Origin of the sequence: Stenotrophomonas sp. ISL-67 (genome assembly GCF_018612915.1) — a bacterium.
In the GTDB taxonomy this organism is placed as follows: domain Bacteria; phylum Pseudomonadota; class Gammaproteobacteria; order Xanthomonadales; family Xanthomonadaceae; genus Stenotrophomonas.
In genome coordinates this window covers 264,541-283,683 of record NZ_JAGGRL010000002.1, presented here as the reverse complement: position 1 = coordinate 283,683, position 19,143 = coordinate 264,541, and the positions used below count along the sequence as shown (strand labels likewise).

At 63.8% G+C, this 19,143-nt stretch carries 11 protein-coding genes and 1 pseudogene; 10 read left to right on the top strand and 2 right to left on the bottom strand.

Annotated features, from left to right (window positions below):
- Positions 1-6 precede the first annotated feature (6 nt).
- From J7J08_RS04875 to J7J08_RS04860, 4 genes are all read left to right on the top strand, one after another.
- Entirely contained in the window at positions 7-1,035 is a 1,029-nt protein-coding gene (locus J7J08_RS04875) for an SIS domain-containing protein (RefSeq protein WP_214902079.1), read from the top strand.
- Positions 1,035-2,183: an N-acetylglucosamine-6-phosphate deacetylase gene (nagA, locus tag J7J08_RS04870; RefSeq protein ID WP_214902075.1), complete on the top strand. Its 1,149-nt coding sequence runs from the start codon at positions 1,035-1,037 to the stop codon at positions 2,181-2,183. The genes J7J08_RS04875 and nagA overlap by 1 nt, the downstream gene beginning before the upstream one ends.
- Entirely contained in the window at positions 2,180-3,247 is a 1,068-nt protein-coding gene (locus J7J08_RS04865) for a heparan-alpha-glucosaminide N-acetyltransferase domain-containing protein (protein WP_214902072.1), read from the top strand. The genes nagA and J7J08_RS04865 overlap by 4 nt, the downstream gene beginning before the upstream one ends.
- 150 nt (positions 3,248-3,397) lie before the next feature.
- Complete coding sequence (locus J7J08_RS04860; protein ID WP_251006419.1) at positions 3,398-6,379, top strand: autotransporter domain-containing protein; 2,982 nt, start codon at positions 3,398-3,400, stop codon at positions 6,377-6,379.
- A 14-nt stretch (positions 6,380-6,393) separates the two neighbouring features.
- Here the strand turns inward: J7J08_RS04860 and J7J08_RS04855 are convergent, their stop codons facing one another.
- Both J7J08_RS04855 and J7J08_RS04850 read right to left on the bottom strand, forming a co-directional pair.
- A complete protein-coding gene (locus tag J7J08_RS04855; protein WP_214902067.1) occupies positions 6,394-7,617 on the bottom strand; it encodes a multifunctional CCA addition/repair protein in 1,224 nt (407 codons plus the stop codon).
- Positions 7,618-7,697: 80 nt separating this feature from the next.
- Complete coding sequence (locus J7J08_RS04850; protein WP_214902065.1) at positions 7,698-9,677, bottom strand: transglycosylase SLT domain-containing protein; 1,980 nt, start codon at positions 9,675-9,677, stop codon at positions 7,698-7,700.
- Positions 9,678-9,878: 201 nt separating this feature from the next.
- On the opposite strand from J7J08_RS04850, the gene J7J08_RS04845 reads away from it, so the two are divergent.
- The 6 genes and pseudogenes from J7J08_RS04845 to J7J08_RS04815 form a co-directional block, all read left to right on the top strand.
- A complete protein-coding gene (locus J7J08_RS04845; RefSeq protein WP_214902063.1) occupies positions 9,879-10,283 on the top strand; it encodes a biopolymer transporter ExbD in 405 nt (134 codons plus the stop codon).
- 376 nt (positions 10,284-10,659) lie between these two features.
- Positions 10,660-15,396, top strand: a complete 4,737-nt coding sequence (locus J7J08_RS04840) for an RHS repeat-associated core domain-containing protein (RefSeq protein WP_214902061.1) — start codon at positions 10,660-10,662, stop codon at positions 15,394-15,396.
- A gap of 4 nt (positions 15,397-15,400) precedes the next feature.
- Positions 15,401-15,799, top strand: coding sequence for a hypothetical protein (locus J7J08_RS04835; RefSeq protein WP_214902059.1), 399 nt, complete (start codon positions 15,401-15,403; stop codon positions 15,797-15,799).
- 416 nt (positions 15,800-16,215) lie between these two features.
- Positions 16,216-16,701 (top strand): hypothetical protein, encoded by a 486-nt coding sequence (locus J7J08_RS04825; protein WP_214902055.1) that lies wholly within the window; start codon positions 16,216-16,218, stop codon positions 16,699-16,701.
- Positions 16,702-18,070: 1,369 nt separating this feature from the next.
- Positions 18,071-18,502, top strand: coding sequence for a DUF4279 domain-containing protein (locus J7J08_RS04820; RefSeq protein ID WP_285230660.1), 432 nt, complete (start codon positions 18,071-18,073; stop codon positions 18,500-18,502).
- A 69-nt stretch (positions 18,503-18,571) separates the two neighbouring features.
- A pseudogene (locus J7J08_RS04815) lies at positions 18,572-18,851 on the top strand (hypothetical protein); the annotation flags it as partial.
- Positions 18,852-19,143 lie beyond the last annotated feature (292 nt).

Here is a 19,143-nt window from a genome sequence, read left to right as displayed (position 1 = left end):
CCCCGCATGTCCCTGCCAGCCCCGCACGACACCCTGATGTTCCGCGAAGCCGCCGAAGCGGCCGACGTGATCGCCGCGCAGTTCGCGCGCAACGAAGCGACGGTGCAGACGCTGGCTGCGACCCTGCGCGCGGCACCGCCGCCGTTCGTGGTGACCTGCGCGCGCGGCAGTTCCGACCACGCCGCCACCTACGCCAAGTACCTGCTGGAAACCCGGCTGGGCCTGGTTACCGCCTCAGCGTCGCCGTCGGTGGGTTCGGTATACGAAGCGCCGCTGCAGCTGCGCGGTGCGCTGTACATCGTCATTTCCCAGTCCGGCAAGAGCCCGGACCTGCTGCGCAACGCCGAAGCGGCGCGCGCGGCCGGTGCACGCGTCGTGGCGCTGGTCAACGTGGAAGATTCGCCGTTGGCGCAGCTGGCCGAGACCGTGATCCCGCTGGGCGCTGGCGCCGAGCGCAGCGTGGCGGCCACCAAAAGCTACCTCGCCTCGCTGTCGGCGATCCTGCAGCTGGTGGCGTACTGGAGCCAGGACGCCGGGCTGATCGCGTCGCTGCGCACGCTGCCCGATGCACTGCGCCAGGCCTGGAACAGCGACTGGTCCGCACTGACCAACGGCTTGGTGCCGGCGCACAATCTGTTCGTGGTCGGTCGTGGCCTGGGCCTGGGCGCGGCGCAGGAAGCGGCGCTGAAGTTCAAGGAAACCTGTGGCCTGCACGCCGAAGCCTACAGCTCGGCCGAGGTCAAGCACGGTCCGATGGCACTAATCGGCCCCGGCTTTCCGGTGCTGGCCTTCGCCCAGCCCGATGAAACCGGCGCGGGCACCCGTGCGGTCGCCGCCGAGTTCGCCGCGCGCGATGCGCAGGTGTGGCTGGCCGCAACGGATGGCGACCTGCCGCTGCCGCAGGCGCCACACCCGGCCTGCGCACCGTTGCTGACCGTGCAGGCGTTCTACAAGGCAATCAACGCCCTGGCGCTGCAGCGTGGCCACAATCCCGATCTGCCGCCGCACCTGAACAAGGTTACGGAGACCGTCTGATGAAGACCGTCCTGCGCAATGCCCGCATCCTCACCACCGACGGTTTCCGCGATGACCTGGCCGTGGTCATCGAGGGGGGGCGCATCACCGCGCTGGTCTCCGATGCCGCGCCGCAACTGGGCGGCGCATCGGAGCAGGTGGACCTGGGCGGCGGCTGGCTGCTGCCCGGTTTCATCGATGCGCAGGTCAACGGTGGCGGTGGCGTGCTGTTCAACAACACGCCCGACGTCGAGAGCCTGCGCACGCTGGCCGCCGCGCACCGCCGCTTCGGCACCACCGCGCTGCTGCCCACGCTGATCAGCGACGACGTGCAGGTGATGCGCAAGGCGATCGACGCCATCCGGCAGGCCATTGCCGAGGGTGTGCCGGGGGTGATCGGCATCCACCTTGAAGGCCCGTACATCGCACCGGCGCGCAAGGGCACGCACGATGCGAACAAGTTCCGCGTACCCGATGCGGACGAAATCGCGATGGCGGCCTCGCTCGACACGGGCGTGACCCTGCTGACCCTCGCCCCGGAACGGGTGCCGCTGGACAGCATCCGCGCACTGGTCGAACGCGGCGTGATCGTCGCCGCCGGGCACACCGCCGCGACGTATGAAGAAGCGCGCGCCGGGCTGGATGCCGGCATCCGTGGGTTTACCCATCTGTACAACGCGATGTCGCCGCTGACCGGGCGCGAACCCGGTGCCGTGGGCGCGGCGCTGGAAGATCGCGGCAGCTGGGTGGGCATCATCGCCGACGGCGTGCACGTGCACCCGGCCAGCCTTCGCGTGGCGTTGGCGACCAAGCCGCAGGGCAAAGTCATGCTGGTTACCGATGCGATGCCGCCGGTAGGCGCCGACAACCCCAGTTACGAACTCTACGGTGAAGTGATCACCGCCGTGGATGGCGTGGTGCGCAACGCGGCCGGTTCGCTGGCCGGTTCCGCGCTGGACATGGCCACTGCCGTGCGCAACGCGGTGCAGCTGCTGGGCCTGTCGCTGGAAGAAGCGGCGCGGATGGCCTCGCGCTATCCGGCGCAGTTCCTCAACGTGGATGATCGCCTGGGTGAAATCGCCGAGGGCTACCAGGCCGACCTGGTGCTGCTCGACGATACGCTGCAGGTGCGCGCCACGTGGATTGCCGGCCAGCGCGAGGACGCATGAACACTGCCGCCTCTTCGCGCATGGGCTCCATCGACGCCCTGCGCGGCCTCACCGTGGCCGCCATGCTGCTGGTCAACAACCCCGGCGATTGGAACCATGTGTATGCGCCGCTGCTGCATGCGGAGTGGCATGGCTTCACGCCCACTGACCTGATCTTCCCGTTGTTCCTGTTCATTGCCGGCGTGTCGATGGCCTTCAGCCTCGTGCCACGCGCGGCCGATCCAACCGCGCGCCCGGCCCTGGGGCGCACGTTGCTGCAACGCGCGCTGCGCATCCTCCTCGCCGGTGCGTTGCTGCATGTACTGGCCTGGTGGCTGTTCGACCTGCCTGCTTATCGTATCTGGGGCGTACTGCAGCGGATTGCGCTGTGCGTGGCGGTGGTGGGCATGCTGGCCATCCACGCCCGCCAGCGCACCCAGTGGTGGGTGCTGGGCGGCCTGTTGCTAGCCTATGCGGCGCTGCTGCGGGGCGCCGACACGCTGGAGCCGTGGCTCAACCCGGTCAGCCGCGCCGACACCGCATTGTTCGCCCCGTTCCTCTACAGGTACGACGCCATCACCCGGCTCGGCCATGACCCCGAAGGCCTGCTCAGCAGCGCGGGTGCGATCGCCACCACGCTGCTGGGGTTGATTGCCGGCCGCTGGCTGCGTGCCGGCAGCGTGGGCGCGCTGGCCGGCCTTGGCCTGGTGCTGCTGGGTGGCGGCCTGCTGCTGGCACCGGTGCTGCCCTTCAACAAGAACCTGTGGACGCCCAGCTACGTGCTCTGGACCGGCGGACTGTCCATCGCCGCGCTGCTGCTGGCACACCTGCTGGTTGATCGCTACCACTGGCCGGCGCTGGGCCGCCGCTTCGGAGTCAATGCGATTGCCGCCTACCTGGGCTCGTCGGTGATGGCACTGGTGCTGATCGCCAGTGGTGCCTGGGCGGCGTGTTACGCCGCGCTGGCCAGGGCGCTACCGGCGATGCCGGAACTGGCGTCGCTGCTGTGCGCGGTCGGATTTGTCCTGTTCTGGTGGGGGGGCGCGTGGGCATTGGATCGCCGGCGGGTGTATCTGAAAATATGAATGCGCGGAATATTCTGACGATTGTCCGAAAACCGCCCAATTTTTACCTTCACCTCACATCAGGCCAGTAAAAGTACCAGCGTCGGTCTGCGTTGGTTACGGGGGACGCATCGGCAACCGTATTTCCCTTCATTGGAAAAGGAACGGTCTATGCGCCCCATGAATGAGATTCCGCCACGCTCCCGGCTGGCGGCAGGCATCTCGCGCAGCTTGCGCTTTGCCTGCAGCAGCATCCTGCTGGCCACCACCGCACCGGTCTGGGCGGCCTGCAACACCACCGCGCCCACTGCAGGGCAGACGGTTACCTGCACCAGCGCGGCCCCCAATCCGGTCACCACGCCGGTGACCAGCGTGGCCGGTTCGGACAACATCAACGTCAACGTCGGGTCCGGTGCCGAGCTTGCCGTGGCCAGCGGCAGTGCGCTCACCCTGCAGGGCGGAAGTGGGCACACCGTCACCAACGACGGCAGCATCACCACCTCGGCAGGCACCGCCATGCTCCTGACCGGCGCGACCCGGGTGGTCAATCGCGGTGTGATCAGCGGTACCACCGGCGGGATCGTGTTTGGCGCCGGCAACGATCGTCTGGAGATGCTTGCCGGCAGTATTGGTGGCGACGTGCGGCAGGGTGATGGCGATGATTCGATGCTCATCAGCGGCGGCACCATCAATGGCGGCGTCGACCAGGGCGGCGGCCAGAACAGCTTCGAGATAAGCGACGGCACGGTCACCGGCACCGTGCTGCAGGGGTCGGGCATCGACAGCTTCAGGATGACCGGTGGCAGCATCGGTGCGCTGCTGCAGAGTGATTCACGCGATACCTTCTACATGAGCGACGGCCGCATCGTCGGCGCGTTCGACGACGGCGACTACGCCGAAATGTCCGGCGGGCGGATCGGCCGGGTCAACATGAAGCTGGATAACAACACCTTCCTGATGTCCGGCGGCACCATCGACGGCAACCTGGTCGCCGGCTTCGGCAACGACACGATCGTGCTGTCCGACGGCTACATCGGCGGCAACATCAGCGTCAGCGGCGGCACCGATAAGGTCACCATCACCGGGGGCACCGTGCGCGGCGAAATCCGCCTCAGCGTCGGCGATGACAGCCTCGACTGGAGCGGTGGCGGCGTGGTGCATGGCCTGATCGATCTCGGCGAAGGCAACGATACCGCCCGCCTTGCCAACCTCAATGTCTCGCATCTGGGGGCGCTGCCTGGATTCGACGGCGACCTGGGCAACGACACGCTCAGCATGGACAACGTCAAGACCAATGGCGTCGCCCGCTTCACCGGGTGGGAAACGGTCGGGCTGCACGACGACACCCAGCTGACCTTCGATGGCGACCTGCACCTGGGCGACAGCGCCACCGGCACCGGCACGCTCGACGTGGACGCCACCAGCGCGCTGTTCGCCGGCGGCATCAACGCCAGCATTGCCGCGATCAACGCGGCGCTGCCGGTGGACGTGACCAATGCCGGGCGCATCGACCTGACCAATGGCGGCCACGGCGCCGGCGATGCCTTCACCATCGCCGGCAACTACACCGGCAACGGCGGTGCCCTGTACCTGGACACGGTGTTGGGCGCGGACGATTCCGCATCGGACCGGCTGGTGATCTCCAACGGCATTGCCGATGGCACCACCGGCGTGGGCATCCTCAACGCGGGCGGCGCGGGTGCTGAAACGGTCGCCGACGGCATCCTGGTGGTGCAGGCCATCAACGGCGCCAGCACCAGTGCCAATGCCTTCGCGCTGTACAGCCCGGTAGCTGCCGGTGCGTTCGAGTATTTCCTGTTCAAGGGTGGCGTCAGCGCAGGGAGTGGCGAGAACTGGTATCTGCGTTCGACCCTGGTCAATGGTGCGGTCGCTGGACGCGCTGCGCCGCCGACCGGTCTGGGCTCGGTGACACCTGAGCCACCGCCGCCGGAGGCGCTGGGGACGCCCCCGCCTGCGCTGCCGCCGCCCGCCTCGCCGGATGTGCCCGAGAATCCTGATCCCCTGGCCGCAGAACCTGCGCCGCCGCCGGAACCGGCCGCCCCGGCCCCGGTGCCTGCGCCCCAGGACGATGTGCCGCCGCCCGTGCCAACCGAGGTAGCCGCCGTGCCCGGTCCGCTGGCGGTGCCGCCGACGCCCGGAGCGCGTGCATCCGACGCGGACATCGTGCCACTGTATCGCCTGGAGACCGGCCTGTACTCGGTGGTGCCACCGCTGTTGCGCGAAGCCAGCCTGGCCAGCCTGGGAACCTTCCACGAGCGCCAGGGGGAGCAGCGCATCCTCGCCGGGCAGGGCGGCGTTCGTGCCGCGTGGGCACGGCTGGTCGGGCAGAGCCACGATCAGCATTGGGAAGGCGACGCCCAGCCCGGCTTCGACGGCGACATCCAGGGCGTGCAGGCGGGCCTGGACCTGTATGCCAATGCAGACGACAGCCACCGCGATCAATTCGGCGTGTTCGTCGGCCGCACCCGCGCGCAGGGCAACGTCCATGGCTTTGCGATCGGCTGGGAAAATGTCGCGGTGGGGCGTACCCGCGTGGATGACAAGCACGTGGGCCTGTATTGGACGCGCGCCGGCAGTGCCGGTGGCTACCTGGACGTGGTGGTGATGCAGAGCCGCTACGACGGCGACGCCACGTCCGCACGCGGCCTCGGCATCAACGTGGACGGCGACGGCACCACCGCGTCGGTGGAAGTGGGCAAGCCGCTGCTGCGCATGGGGCAGTCGGCGTGGTGGCTGGAACCGCAGGCGCAGCTCATCTGGCAACGTACCTCGGTGGACGACGCCGCCGACCGCGTCGCGCAGCTGCGCTTTGCCGCCGACAATGCCTGGACCGGGCGCGTCGGCCTGCGCCTGGCCGCCGACTACGATATCGCCGGTAACGGCTGGCAGCCGTACTTCAAGCTCAACTACTGGCAGACGCTCGATGGCGAAGACCGCATCGACTTCGACAGCAACCGCATCACCAACCAGCAGGATTCACGCGCGCTGGAGGTCGGGTTCGGCGTGGTGGCGCGCTTCAATGCCAACGTCAGTGCGTTTGCGGTCGCCGATTACACCCGCGACCTGGAAAGCAGCCAGCAGAAGGAGCGCAAGGTCATCGAAGGCAACATCGGCATGCGGTTCGACTTCTAGCTGCGAAACGGACCCTACCCCCGGGCTGCGGCAATTGCCTTGATGCGGGCCTGGGCCAGCGCTTCGCCGACCGCAGCGCCCTTCAAATGCGCGAGATCCAGGTCGCGCGCCTGCACCGACAGCGCTGCCTGGTGCAGGCGTTTGAGCGTTTCACCTTGCGGGTAAGGCCGATCCTCGAAGCCGAGCCGGCCACGCGCGTCGGCTTCGCAGCATAGCGCGATCCTGGCGATCCGTTCGGGCCGGCGGAAGCCATCGCAACGTCCCAGCAATTCCAGCACCGTGGCATCACGCAGTTCGTCGATGCGGTGCACGTTGAGGTGGTCGCGGCATACCGCTTCGGCCAGCTGGCGGTGGTCCAGCGGCACCTTCAACCGATCACACAGCGCCTGCAGCGGTTTCAGCCCGCGCTGCTCATGCATCACATGGCGCGGCCATTCCGCCGCCGGCGTCCGCGCCTTGCCCAGGTCATGGGTGAGCGCGGCAAAGCCGACCAGGTCATCGCCCGGTGCCAGCTGCGCGGCCATGTCGCTGACCATCTCCTGGTGCACGCCGGTATCCACTTCCGGGTGGTACTCGGCGCGCTGCGGTATCCCGTAAAGCGCCTCCAGTTCCGGCAGCACCGCGCCCAACGCACCGGCCTCGTGCAGGGTACGCAGGAACGCCGAGGGTTGCGCGGAACCGAGCACGCGGCGCAGTTCCTGCCAGACACGTTCGGGCACCAGTGCATCCAGCTCGCCGCTTTCGGCGATCTGCCGCATCAGCTGCAGGGTTTCCGGGGCGACGGTGAAGCCAAGCGGTGCAAAGCGTGCCATGAAACGCGCCGCCCGCAGCACCCGCAGCGGATCCTCCACGAAGGCCGGGCCCACATGCCGCAGCACACGCTGCTCGATGTCGCGGACGCCGCCATACGGGTCGACCAGTGCACCGGTGGCTTCATCGCAGGCGATGGCATTGATGGTGAAATCGCGGCGCTGCAGGTCTTCTTCCAGCGTCACCGATGGATCGGCATCGACCACGAAGCCGCGGTAACCGCGCCCGGATTTACGCTCGGTCCGCGCCAGCGCGTATTCCTCGCCCGTGTCCGGATGCAGGAATACCGGGAAATCCTTGCCCACCGCCTTGTAGCCCAGTGCTTCCATTTCGGGCTGGGTAGCGCCGACCACCACCCAGTCGCGGTCGCCGGCGGGGCGCTGCAGCAGGCGGTCGCGCACGGCGCCACCAACGAGATAGATCTTCATGGGGGAATGATGCCACGGCGTTCCCCGGGGTGATTGCAGTCGTCGTTCCCGTGCCGGATGCGTCCGTGGGTCGCTCGTGTTCAATCGCCGCCCTTTTCTGCGTCGGTTGGACAGGTGAACGCCTTCCGCTTCGCCTGCAGCCGCCCGTTCATGCGGTCGGTCACCGGTAGCGCGTCGCCGTTCAAGCGCCAGTCGTAGATCACGCTGAAGGCCAGGATCCGTGCCACGTACTCACGGGTTTCCTTGTAGCTGATGGTCTCGATCCAGATGTCCGGGTCGAAGCCCGGCCGCTGCGACTGCCAGCGCGCGGTCGGGGTTGGCCCGGCGTTGTACGCCGCAATGGTCACGTAGGGCAGCCCTTCGTACTTGTTCATCAGCTGGCGCAGGTAGGCGGTGCCGATGGCGATGTTGGTGTCGGCGTCATACAGGCTGGCCGCACCGCCATAGTTGGTCAGGCTGATCGTCTTGGCCACGCTTGCACCGGTAGCCGGCAGCACCTGCATCAGGCCCATCGCATTGGCCGGCGAACGCGCCTTCGGGTTGAAGATGCTTTCAGCACGGATTTCAGCGGCCACCCAGGCCGGGTCGATCGCGTTGCGTGCCGATTCGCGGCGGATCGCATCGTCGTGGTGCAGCGGGAAGCGCAGGCTGTACAGGCGCTGCTCCTCGGGGCTCTTGCCCAGCGAGAACACCGCGCGGTCGAACCAGCCGTTGTCGCGCGCCACTTCCACCGCGATGCGGCGCTGGGTGGTGTCCAAGCGGGTCAGTGCGTCGTTCCACTCGGCCACGGCCCAGCTGGAACGTTCGATCTTGAACAGCTCCATCGCGCGCATGATCGCCGGGTCGCGGGCAACGGCGGCCTGTGCCTGCTTGCTGTCGCTGGGCTCGATCGGGCACAGGGTGTAGCTGCTCTGGCCCAGCTGGTCAGCAGCCAGGAAGCCGTGGAAGGTGGCCGAACGTGCCGCTTCCTTGTACAGCGGCTGTGCCTCTGCACGCTTGCCGGTCTTGTCCAGCATGCGTGCCTCGAAATAGCGCCAGCGCGAGTCGCTGCGCTGGGTCGGGCCCATCTTGCGGATCGCCGCCAACGTGGCCGGCCAGTCGCCCCGCGACATCGCCTCGCGCGCGCGCCATTCGTGCAGGCGCTCGTCATAGGCCGAATCCGGCACTGCGTTGAGCCGGCGCGCGGAATCCGGCCCATAGGACGCCACCGTCCACAGCGCAATCTGGTACTTCACGTCCGCCTGCTGGGCCGCGCTCAGCTGCAGCGCGTTGGCGTACTGCGGCAGTTGCTGCTCGGTCGCGTCCGGGTCGGCCTTGGCCAGCTTGGCCAGGCCATCGGTAGCGATGCGCCGGCTGCGTTCGTTGCGCGGCCAGTTCAACGCGCTGGCATTGGGCTTGTCGACGAAGGCCGCGTAGGTGTTGGCCAGCGCCAGGTCGGCAGTCGGCAGCCCGCGGGCGGCACTGCGCATCACCGCCGGCTGCTGTGCATCGGCGGCGGCATCGATACGTTCCCAGCGGAGCTCCGCGCTCAGCCCGCCCTTGGCATCCAATACCGCGAACACCGGGTCGCAGGCATCGGGCAGCGACTTGCCGGCGCTGCGCCAGATCGCCTGCGCCTCGCTCACCCACTGCGCATCGGCCTTGCCGGTGGCCTGGCGCGCATTGAGCTGGGCGCAGCGCAGGCCGACGTTCTCGGTGGGGGCCCAGTTGGCCAGCAGGGTGGGCCAGTCCTCGCGGCGGGCTACCGACGGCAGCCACACGTTGCGGAAGCTGCTGGCCACGGCCTGGCCGTTGTAGCGCTTCAGGAAGTCCTGTGCCTGGCCACTGGTGACCGTATCGATGTTACGGCGCAGGTTGGCGTACTCCAGCCACCCATACAGCGGGTGCCGGCTCAGCGCCACCGCCTGGGCAGGATCGAACTGGCCGCGCTCGGCATTCTCGATGGCCGCCTTCATCTGCGCGCGTTGCGCGTCCAGGCTCTGGGCGCCCGCATCGGCGCCTACCCCGGCGCAGGCAAGCAGGGTGGCGGAACTGAGGATCAACAGGGGGAGTCGGTTCATGCCGAAAGGATAGCGGGCAGGGGTGAACGCCGGTGATGACAAGCCAACTCGATCATGAACGAAACCCGTCACCCCCCTGAACAGGCGCCCCGGCGCGGCGTAGTGTCAAAGCTGCCAGCCCGATGGCCAAGGAGACTCAAACGAAACGGTAGCGCCGGCCGTTGGCCGGCCCGCAGGAACCCATCAACAAGGACCCACACCATGGCATTCAGCGCAGCAGGCAACTCCGGACCACTGGCCGACATCAACGTCACCCCGTTGGTGGATGTAATGCTGGTGCTGTTGATCATCTTCATCGTGACCGCCCCGATGGTGTCCCTGCCCATCCCGGTCAACCTGCCGCAACGGACCACCACGCCGCCGGACACGCCGCCACAACCGATCGAACTGCGCGTGGACGCCAGCAACCAGGTCAGCTGGAACGGCCAGAAGGTCGCCGTCGCCTCGCTGCAGCAGCGCATGCAGGACGCCGCCCAGGCCAATACGGGTAACGTTCCCGAACTGCGCATCGCCACCGATCCCAATGCCGAGTACGACGTGATGGCCAAGGTGTTGGCTGCGGCCAACAACGCGCATATGAAAAAGATCGCCTTCGTGAATCCATAGCGGACAGGGCGGCCCGCTCACCGGCGGGCCGCCCTGCGTCACGAACGGATACCCCGGTAGCTACCGACCGTTGGTCGGTACCCCTGCGGACCACCCCGAAACCGACATACCCTCCGTCACCTGCCTCTAATGAGTGCGCCCATGTCGCCGTAGGGAAAATCCGCGCTAACGCGTAAGCAAACCCCGCAACCAACGCAGATCAAGCGCCGGCCACTTCATTCGGTGCGGAAGATCACACTTTTCCACCTTGCCCACAGCGCCCCCATCGCGCATAAACCTTCCTGTCACTCACCGCCCGTACAGTCGGCACACGCGGTGACGCCCGAATGATGTTTCCCGTCAAACGCGCAGTCTGCCTCCAGGAAGGAGTACAGGGATGTCCAGCTCAACCCCGCACCGCACGCGCCAACGTGTGCTCGTCGTTCTCATCGCACTTTCCTGCGCTCCGCTCGCGCATGCGCAGGAAGTAGAGAAGCAGTGGGAAACCATGGCCGCCTTCGGTCAGCCCAAGAACACCGAGGGCGAAGTCCAGGGCGCGATTGAAAACATCTACGCCTCCTACCAGTCCGGCGGACCCTTCAGCTGGCACGTGGCCAAGCAGACCGTCGCAAAAGACAAGGTCCTGTACGACTACCAGATCAAGCCGGAGGCGCTGCAGCGCACCGACTGGAACTACATCTTCAACTCGCAGGATTACGCGACCGAAGACGCGCTGATCGCCGCCATCAAGGCTGCATCAGTATCATCCCCACAATGTCCAGCAACGGAAGTCGCTCCCGGCACCTGGACCGGGATCCCCGGCGGTGGCGCCGGCGCCGGCGCGGACGGCAGCAACACCGGCGAAGATGCAAGCCATACGGTGGTGGTGCAGTTCTATGACACAGCTTTTGGTGCATGCTCTCCCATGCCTTTCACGCAGTACGTGCAGCGTATCCGCACGGTCAAATGCCCAAACAACACCATCATGGCCTGGCGCCCCGATCTGGACGCCTGCGGCATGGACCCCATGCAGGAGCAGGGCAGCGCACAGATGCGCACCTATTCCAGCTCGCCTTTGACCAACCAGTGCCCGGTGGGCAACCCGTGCGAACCCACAACCGGCAACAAGTCCCAGCCGGAACCGGATCTGGTCTACGGTTGGATCCAGTTCACCCGCTACTTCCAGTCCATGACCTCCACTGCAGGTGGCGCGTTCGGCCAGGGCTGGACGCACTCGCACAATCTGCGCCTGGCGATCGGCACTGATCCAACCACTTTCCCGCCGGGTACGGAACTCAACGTGGGTCTGGTCCAGGCCGACGGCACGCACGGCGCTTTCCAGAAGGTGGGCACTGCATATGAAGCCATCGACGGTAGCGGTGATCGCATCATCCAGCAGGGCGCCGAATGGCAGTTGTACCGCGCCGACGAGGTGCTGACCTTCGACGCCAATGGCCGATTGAAGTTGCGCGCCCGCGAGGATGGTACGTCGTTGACCTATGCGTATGACTTGCGGGGCCGGCTCGTTTCCGCCACCCACACAAGCGGTCGGACACTGGCGTTCCATTACGATGCGCCGCAAGGCGCGGATCTGATCAGCGCGCTCTCGGTAGCGGGACGCGTAGTGGCGTCCTACACCTACACCCCCAATGCACAGGTGGCCACCGCCATCTATGCCGGCGGTGCAACGCGTGTCTACCACTATGAAGACAGCCGCTTCCCGCTGTACCTCACCGGCATCACCGCCGAGGGCAACCAACGGCTTGGCTGGTATGCCTATGATGCCAAGGGGCGCGTGACCTGCAGCCGCCATTCTGGTGACTGCAGCCAGGCCGATGTCGGGATTGATGGCACGCGGCTGGTCTACACCGCCGCGGGCACCACTGTCGTTACCGATGCCCTCGGCCATGTCACCACCTATGGCCTCACCGGTACCGCCAACGGGGGTTATCCGCGCAAGGTTACCGGGCTTACCGATACCCAGGGCGCTGTCAGTCGAACCTACTACCCGGTATCGCAGGATTTCCGCCGAAGGCTGGACACTATCACCGACCGTCGAGGCATCCAGACCAGGTACGCCTACAGCACCGGCACAGACCCGGTGGGCGGCCAGGCGGTCAACGTGCAGACCACGACCGAGGCTGTCGGCCTGCCCGAACAGCGCATCATCGAGACGCACACGGAAGCGACCAGCAACCGGGTGGTACTCAGCCGGGTGGGCAATCGCGAGACACGTATTACCCGTAACGCACGCCTGCAACCGGCCACCATTGCGGTGCGGGACATCGCCACCAACGACGTCCGCACCACCACCCTGAGCTACTGCGAGGCATCTGATGTGGTCGCTGGCGACACTTGCCCGGTGCTGGGCCTGCTCAAGCAGGTGGACGGTCCGCGCACCGACCTGAGTGATGTGGTCACTTACGCGTACTACGCGGCTGACGATGCCGGCTGCGCGCCGGGCGGTACCGGTACGTGCGACTTCCGCAAAGGCGATCTGCTCAGCGTGACCAATGCCGTGGGACACAGCGCCCAGACGTTGGCGTATGACGCCGATGGCCGGCCGCTTTCGGTGGTAGACAGCAACGGCGTCATCACGGACTTCACCTGCCATCCGCGTGGCTGGCCCACGTCGGTCACGGTGCGGGGCGATATCGCCGCCACCAACCGCACCACCCGGATCAGCTATTGGCCCAACGGCCAGGTACAGGAAGTTGTCGAACCTGATGGCAGCACGATCACCTATGTCTACGACGCTGCCCAGCGCCTGACCGACATTGCCGACAATGCCGGCAACACTCTCCACTACATGTTGGATGACGCCGGCAACCGCCTCAAGGAAGACACCGTGGATGCCGCAGGAACCCTGCGGCGCACACTGGCCCGCATCTACAACACGCTGGGCCAGCTGACCACGCTGAAGGATGCCGGCAACCACGCCACGGCCTTCACCTACGACGCTGAAGGCAACCCGGCCACCTTGACCGACGCCCTGCAGCGTGTGACCAGCCAGCAGCACGACCCGCTCAATCGCCTGGCCCGCACCCTGCAGGACGTTGGCGGTATCGAAGCCGAAATCACGTCCACCTATAACGCACTGGATCAGGCCACCCAGGTCGCCGACCCGAAGGGACTGCACACCCGCTACAGCTACAACGGCTTCGGCGACCTGACCGCACAGGTCAGCCCGGACACCGGCAGCACCGGCTTCACGGTAGATGCTGCCGGCAACCGCAAGACGCGCACCGATGCACGCGGCATCACCGCCACCTATCACTACGACGCGCTCAATCGCCTGACCGGCATCGGCTACCCCGACCCGAATCTCGACGTCGGCTATACATACGACACCGCGCCCGCTGCCTGTGAGGCCGCCGAACACTTCGCCAAGGGGCGGCTGGGCCAGGTGCAGCACGCGGCGGGCAGCACCGCCTATTGCTACGACCGCTTCGGCCAGGTTACCCGCAAGCTGCAGACCGTAAACGGCGTCAGCAGCACCCTGCGCTACGCGTACACCAGCGCAGGTCGCCTCGCCCAGCTGACCTATCCGGACGGCAGTGTCGCCGATTACGTACGCGACAGCCTCGGCCGCATCACCCAGATCGGCCTGACCCGGCCGGGGCAGGCGCGGCAAGTGGTGGTGACCGATGTTACCCATGCCCCGTTTGGTCCGGTCACCGGCTGGACCTATGGCAATGGCCGCCAGCTGCAGCGCCCGGTGGACACCGACTACCGCCCGCGGGCCGTGCATGATCCGGCCGCAGGTGGGCTGTCGCTGGGCTTTGGCTACGACCCCGTAGGCAGCATCACCGAGCTGAAGAACGGCACCGGCTCCGCCGTGCTTGCCCGCTACGGCTACGACGCCCTGGGCCGCCTGACCCAAACACAGGACGGCCCCGCAAGTACTCCCATCGAAACCTACACCTACGACGCGACCGGTAACCGAACCTCGTTGACCACGTCGTCCGGCACGGCGAGCTACACCTATCCGGCCGACAGCCATCGCCTTACCGCCGTGGATGGCGCGGCGCGCAACCATGATGCCGCTGGCAACACGGTAAGCCTGGATGGCAAGGAGCTCGTCTACAACGATGCCAATCGCATGAGCCAGGTCAAGCAGGGCGGTGCGGTGGTAGAGGCGTATACCTACAACCATCGCGGTGAGCGGGTGCTGCGCGCGCCGACTGCAGGCGAGGCACAGATCACGCTGTACGACGAAGCGGGCCAGTGGCTCGGCAACTACAGCGCCAGCAGTTCACCGCTGCAGCAGGCCATCTGGCTGGACAACTACCCGGTCGCCCTGCTCAACGCCACAGTCGCGGGGGTGCCAGAGCTGGCCTACGTCCAGCCCGATCACCTGGGCACCCCTCGCGTAGTCATCGATCCGGTGCGGGATGTTGCGATATGGGAGTGGAGCAGCAAGAGTGAAGTGTTCGGTAATCAGGCGCCGAACGGTGATCCAGACGGGGATGGCGCAGTCTTTGAACTGGCGCTCCGATTCCCGGGTCAACAGGCAACCGATGCAAGTGGGATGTTCTACAACTACCAGCGCGACTACCATCCGGTTGTAGGGCGCTACTCGCAGAGCGACCCAGTTGGAATGCTAGGTGGGATCAATACATATGGATACGTTGATGGGCGACCAACAACCCACGTCGATCCTGTCGGTCTCCAAGCAACCGTTGCGGGGCAGTCATCGCGCGTTGTCACGTCGCCGGTGTACACCTATCCGGGAGGCTACCAGCAATACGATCCTGACTATCCAGATTTTTATACTGGTGGAAGCGGAGGTCCATACATTTATCCCGATAGGATCGCCGAACAAACGTTGGCGGGAATCTTATCTCACGCCAGCAGGATGATTCCGCTACTCAAGCCGTTCTGGATGCACAACGAAAAGGCTGACAGTTCGGCTGATTGTCCTCCCCAGCGAGGATTGCCGACCAAAGGAGAGCCAAACTCCTGGGTGGATCATCCCTACGGCAAGAGCTCAAGATACTATGGAGAGGATGGCGCTCCGAAATTCGACGTTGATCGTGGACATGATCATGGTCAGGGCAATCCCCACGTGCACGAATGGGTTGGTGGAGAAAGACAGCCAGGGGTTCCGGTAAGTGATTGGCCCAAGAGGTGATGTGATGAACATGGACATCCACGACTTTGAGATTACTTCAGTACGTACATCCGGCCGCAGCGCTTTCGAGTTAAATCTGGTTGATGTGAGAAGCGCGGAGTCGTATGTGATGAATTTCACAAACGTAAGGAAGCTATATGTAGATGGATTCAGCTTGCAAAATATAGTTCTCGATCTGAGTGTTTATGCGGTGCCATCCAGTGCCTTTGGGTTTCAGCGCGCTTGCGGCATGCTTGATCTTGGTCAGGAGGAAGCGGAGTTGGCACTAAAAAGCGGAAGCCTGGTCCTTATCGAGGCTGCTTCTGGCGCCGAGATTGCTTGCCTCCTTGGTGATAAGGTGGTGCCCAATCTTGTGCGTGTGAGCGTGGTCCCGGTTGATGATGCTCCACCTGAGCTTCCTTGATCTTTTGACGCCAACCATGCCTTCGTCAGCGGGGCCATCGGATCGTTCAACAACGGTGGCGCTACCGTCGACAGGGAAAAAGGATCGGATGCTTCTGTTCTTTCGCAACTGGCGAATACCTTGGACACCCTGCGCGCTAGAGCAAACGACATGGTTGACAGGAACTTTATCGGAGCAGATAAGTTCTATCATTGTCTGGCAATGTGTGAAGTGTCATCGCGAGGTCCACTGGATGCATCTTTCGCCGCCTCCGCGGGTGTTGCGCGTGAGTTATATCAACAGCATGTAAAGGGCGAGCCTGCATCGGAATGCGCAGCCGACAATCGGGCGAATGGACAAGGTATCGCTGCCGGATTGCGTAACCAATCGTGTGCATCCTCCTGTGCCTCATTGATGCCAAGGAATTTCACGTATCCATGATCAAGCATCTATCAATCATTCTTTTGGCAATTATGCTCACTCCGGCATGTTCCGAGATATCCGGAGTAAATGATGCTGTTCATGGAGCCTATGAAAATTACTCTGCGGCGGCCAAGAGTAGTGCCTTCGAAAACGGGTGGCTTCCCATGCAGATGCCCCGATCGGCTACCAGGATTGAAGAGATCCATAACGTGGACTCTGGTGAGATATGGATTCGCTTTAATTATGATGGGCGCGATATAAAAGATCTCATCGGTGAGTGCAGTGCGAGTTCTTCGGTGGATCTTCCGGATGCAAGGCGGACTACAAGGCTTGTGGCATGGTGGCCGGAAGAATTGACGAATCCGGGTCGCAAGAATCCCTCCTCGGCATGGACACTGTACTATTGTTCGGAAATGAATCATGCTGGTTCCAGTATCTCCGCAGGAATTGCGATTGATGCTTCGGCTAGCCTGGCTTTGTACTGGGTCGGAAAGCGCTAGGGATGCTCGAACAACTCTGCACGAAATCTGATGGCAGTGCCGGCCGCTGGCCGGCAAGCTGGAGACTGATTGTGCCCTGCCGAAGCTCAGCGATGGAGCTGGTGATTTTTGGATGGAACTAAATAACTGGGGGTGGCTGTGGTGGCCGAGACTGGGCGCAAATACCTATTCTTCCCCAAGAGCGTGCGTGCCTATGTCGTGATGGGTGGGGTGCTCGTATCGAGCGGATACGCGGGTGGTCAAAGTTGAGATGGACAATGGTTCGTGCGCAGTGCTGTACCTTGATGCAATTGATAGCCGCGGCAACTTGGTGTTGTTTCCTTATAGCGCCGACTCCCACCCCAATTGCAGAGGACTGAATGAGCTGCTTGTGTAGTATGCCGCCCACCCCAAGGTGATCGAGAAGGCAATCTCGTCCTGTGTTCCGCCCGGCTGAAGAAGGGTCTCAGTAGATGGCCCGTTCGATGAGTTCTGATTATGGGATGCTGCGCTGATATTTGGATGGACTCGCACATCACCGAAGTGACATGCGCCACGGTGGCAATCTTTGGCATCCCTTGCTTCTTTACGTTGAGGAGGGGCATTGCTGGCTTGGAAGTCTGCAGAAGCAGGTAAGGAAGGAGCCGTGAAACAGCTGACCATAGATGATATTGCTTTGTACATCCTGGGTTGGGTTGGGCTGTTGTCGGTTGGCATTGTGCCGCTGCGAGTGTTGCAGTTGTCGCGCAGTGGCTTTCGCCTATTCAGAACTCGAGGTCGTTCCACTCGCTATCTGATTCCTCTGGCTTGCGTGTCGACTCTTGCGATTGTGGGGTTGGATGCACGGGGCCTCGTCAGGATCGCAAAGTGCTTGAGGGGCGCATCACTTGAGATCGGTCTGATCGGTCCGGGCAGGCGTGGCAGGCGGTCCAGTATTTTGGATTTGGAGAGGATCAGTGAGTGAAATTATGAACATCTCCTTTCGTGCATGGCATCCTACAATTTCTGGTGATGACATAACCTCGCATATGGGACTTCCCATCGAGGTGGTTCATAGCATGGGTGAGTCAAGGATGACGCCTTCCGGGAGAAGGTTGGGAGGGGTGTATGACAAGACGTACGTTTCAATGTCGATGGTACGGAAGGAGAGTGTCGAACTTGACGAGGCGCTGGAGCGTTGCTACGAATCAATCAGACAGCATGGAGATTTCATCAGAAGTCTGGTTGAGACGGGGGGTGAGGTGGAGTTTTACGTGAGCGCATTCTTGAATGGGTTATGTGGCTTCGAGTTTGATAGCTCTTTCATTAGTCGGATGGCTGTTACGGGGATGGGTATATCAATCGAGCTCTATCCGAAGGAAGGCGGGTGAGCACGGGATAGTTCTGTTCGATGGAGTATGGAAGGCCATATGTCGTGAGTAGCCCAGCGCGATTCAGAATTTCTCTTAGGATTTGGCACCCCGAAGTTCGGGGCGATGACATCACAGGGATGCTTGGGCTGTCGCCCAAGATTTCATACTCCGCAGGGGATAAGAGAGTTACGCCAAAGGGCACTGAGCTCACCGGCTTCAGAACTGAAACCTTCTGGAGCCATGAGTGGTTGGTGGGCGACTCCTTCGAGGTTGCGGTTGCTGGGATAAGCGCTAAATTGCTCGAAAAGGCAGAATTCCTACGGCATTTGAAAGAGACAGGTGGTCGGCTGGAGTACTTCATTGGATGGTTTTCAACCGAGAACTCAGGGTTCGTTCTGGAGCATCGCCTTCTGAAGTTGATTTCTGATTTGAAGATAAACTTGGCGTTTGATATATACGCCGAACGCTAGGGATTATCTGAACAACTCTGCAGGAAATCTGACGGTAGCGCCGGCCGTTGGCCGGCAAGCTTGAGGGCCATCAGACTCAACTCGAGGAACCCTCCATGCAGCTGTCATTTCGGTGATGCCGAGAGGTTGGGCCAACGCAAGCAGACGCGCCGCGAGCCGCTCCTTGATGAGATGGATCAGGTGGTCCCCTGAAAGCGCCTCCTGGTGCTCATCGACCGGCATTACCCGGTGGCAAGCCGTCCGGCGTGTCAGCGATATCCATTGGCCACGATGCTCCGCGTCCATCTGTTGCATCAGTGGGCTTGACCGCATTCCAGACGAGACAACGATCCTCAATTTCCGAAGGGTGAAAGCGACGCTTTGCGTCCTCGGTCATGCCTTCGTCGCGTCGATCATCTGTGCGTGCGGTCGGCTGGGGCGCGACCCTACCGATTCCTCGGTGGCTGCGCCGTTGGTCCGGGTTCAATCCAGGTTCCATACGGCGTTTGCCAATATCGTCTGGATATTGCCCGGGTAGAGGCCGCTTATCCGTCCAAAACCGCCGCTTGGTGCCGCCTTCGTATGGTCTGCGTGAAATACACGCTTTCATCACGCCTTCATCTTTACAGGTTGTTTACAAAAGAGACGCTGCCGCGCTTCAA

Coding starts and splice junctions, on each gene's coding strand:
- J7J08_RS04875 (WP_214902079.1), top strand. CDS start 7: ATGTCCCTGCCAGCCCCGCACGACACCCTGATGTTCCGCGAAGCCGCC.
- nagA (WP_214902075.1), top strand. CDS start 1,035: ATGAAGACCGTCCTGCGCAATGCCCGCATCCTCACCACCGACGGTTTC.
- J7J08_RS04865 (WP_214902072.1), top strand. CDS start 2,180: ATGAACACTGCCGCCTCTTCGCGCATGGGCTCCATCGACGCCCTGCGC.
- J7J08_RS04860 (WP_251006419.1), top strand. CDS start 3,398: ATGCGCCCCATGAATGAGATTCCGCCACGCTCCCGGCTGGCGGCAGGC.
- J7J08_RS04855 (WP_214902067.1), bottom strand. CDS start 7,617: ATGAAGATCTATCTCGTTGGTGGCGCCGTGCGCGACCGCCTGCTGCAG.
- J7J08_RS04850 (WP_214902065.1), bottom strand. CDS start 9,677: ATGAACCGACTCCCCCTGTTGATCCTCAGTTCCGCCACCCTGCTTGCC.
- J7J08_RS04845 (WP_214902063.1), top strand. CDS start 9,879: ATGGCATTCAGCGCAGCAGGCAACTCCGGACCACTGGCCGACATCAAC.
- J7J08_RS04840 (WP_214902061.1), top strand. CDS start 10,660: ATGTCCAGCTCAACCCCGCACCGCACGCGCCAACGTGTGCTCGTCGTT.
- J7J08_RS04835 (WP_214902059.1), top strand. CDS start 15,401: ATGAACATGGACATCCACGACTTTGAGATTACTTCAGTACGTACATCC.
- J7J08_RS04825 (WP_214902055.1), top strand. CDS start 16,216: ATGATCAAGCATCTATCAATCATTCTTTTGGCAATTATGCTCACTCCG.
- J7J08_RS04820 (WP_285230660.1), top strand. CDS start 18,071: ATGGAGTATGGAAGGCCATATGTCGTGAGTAGCCCAGCGCGATTCAGA.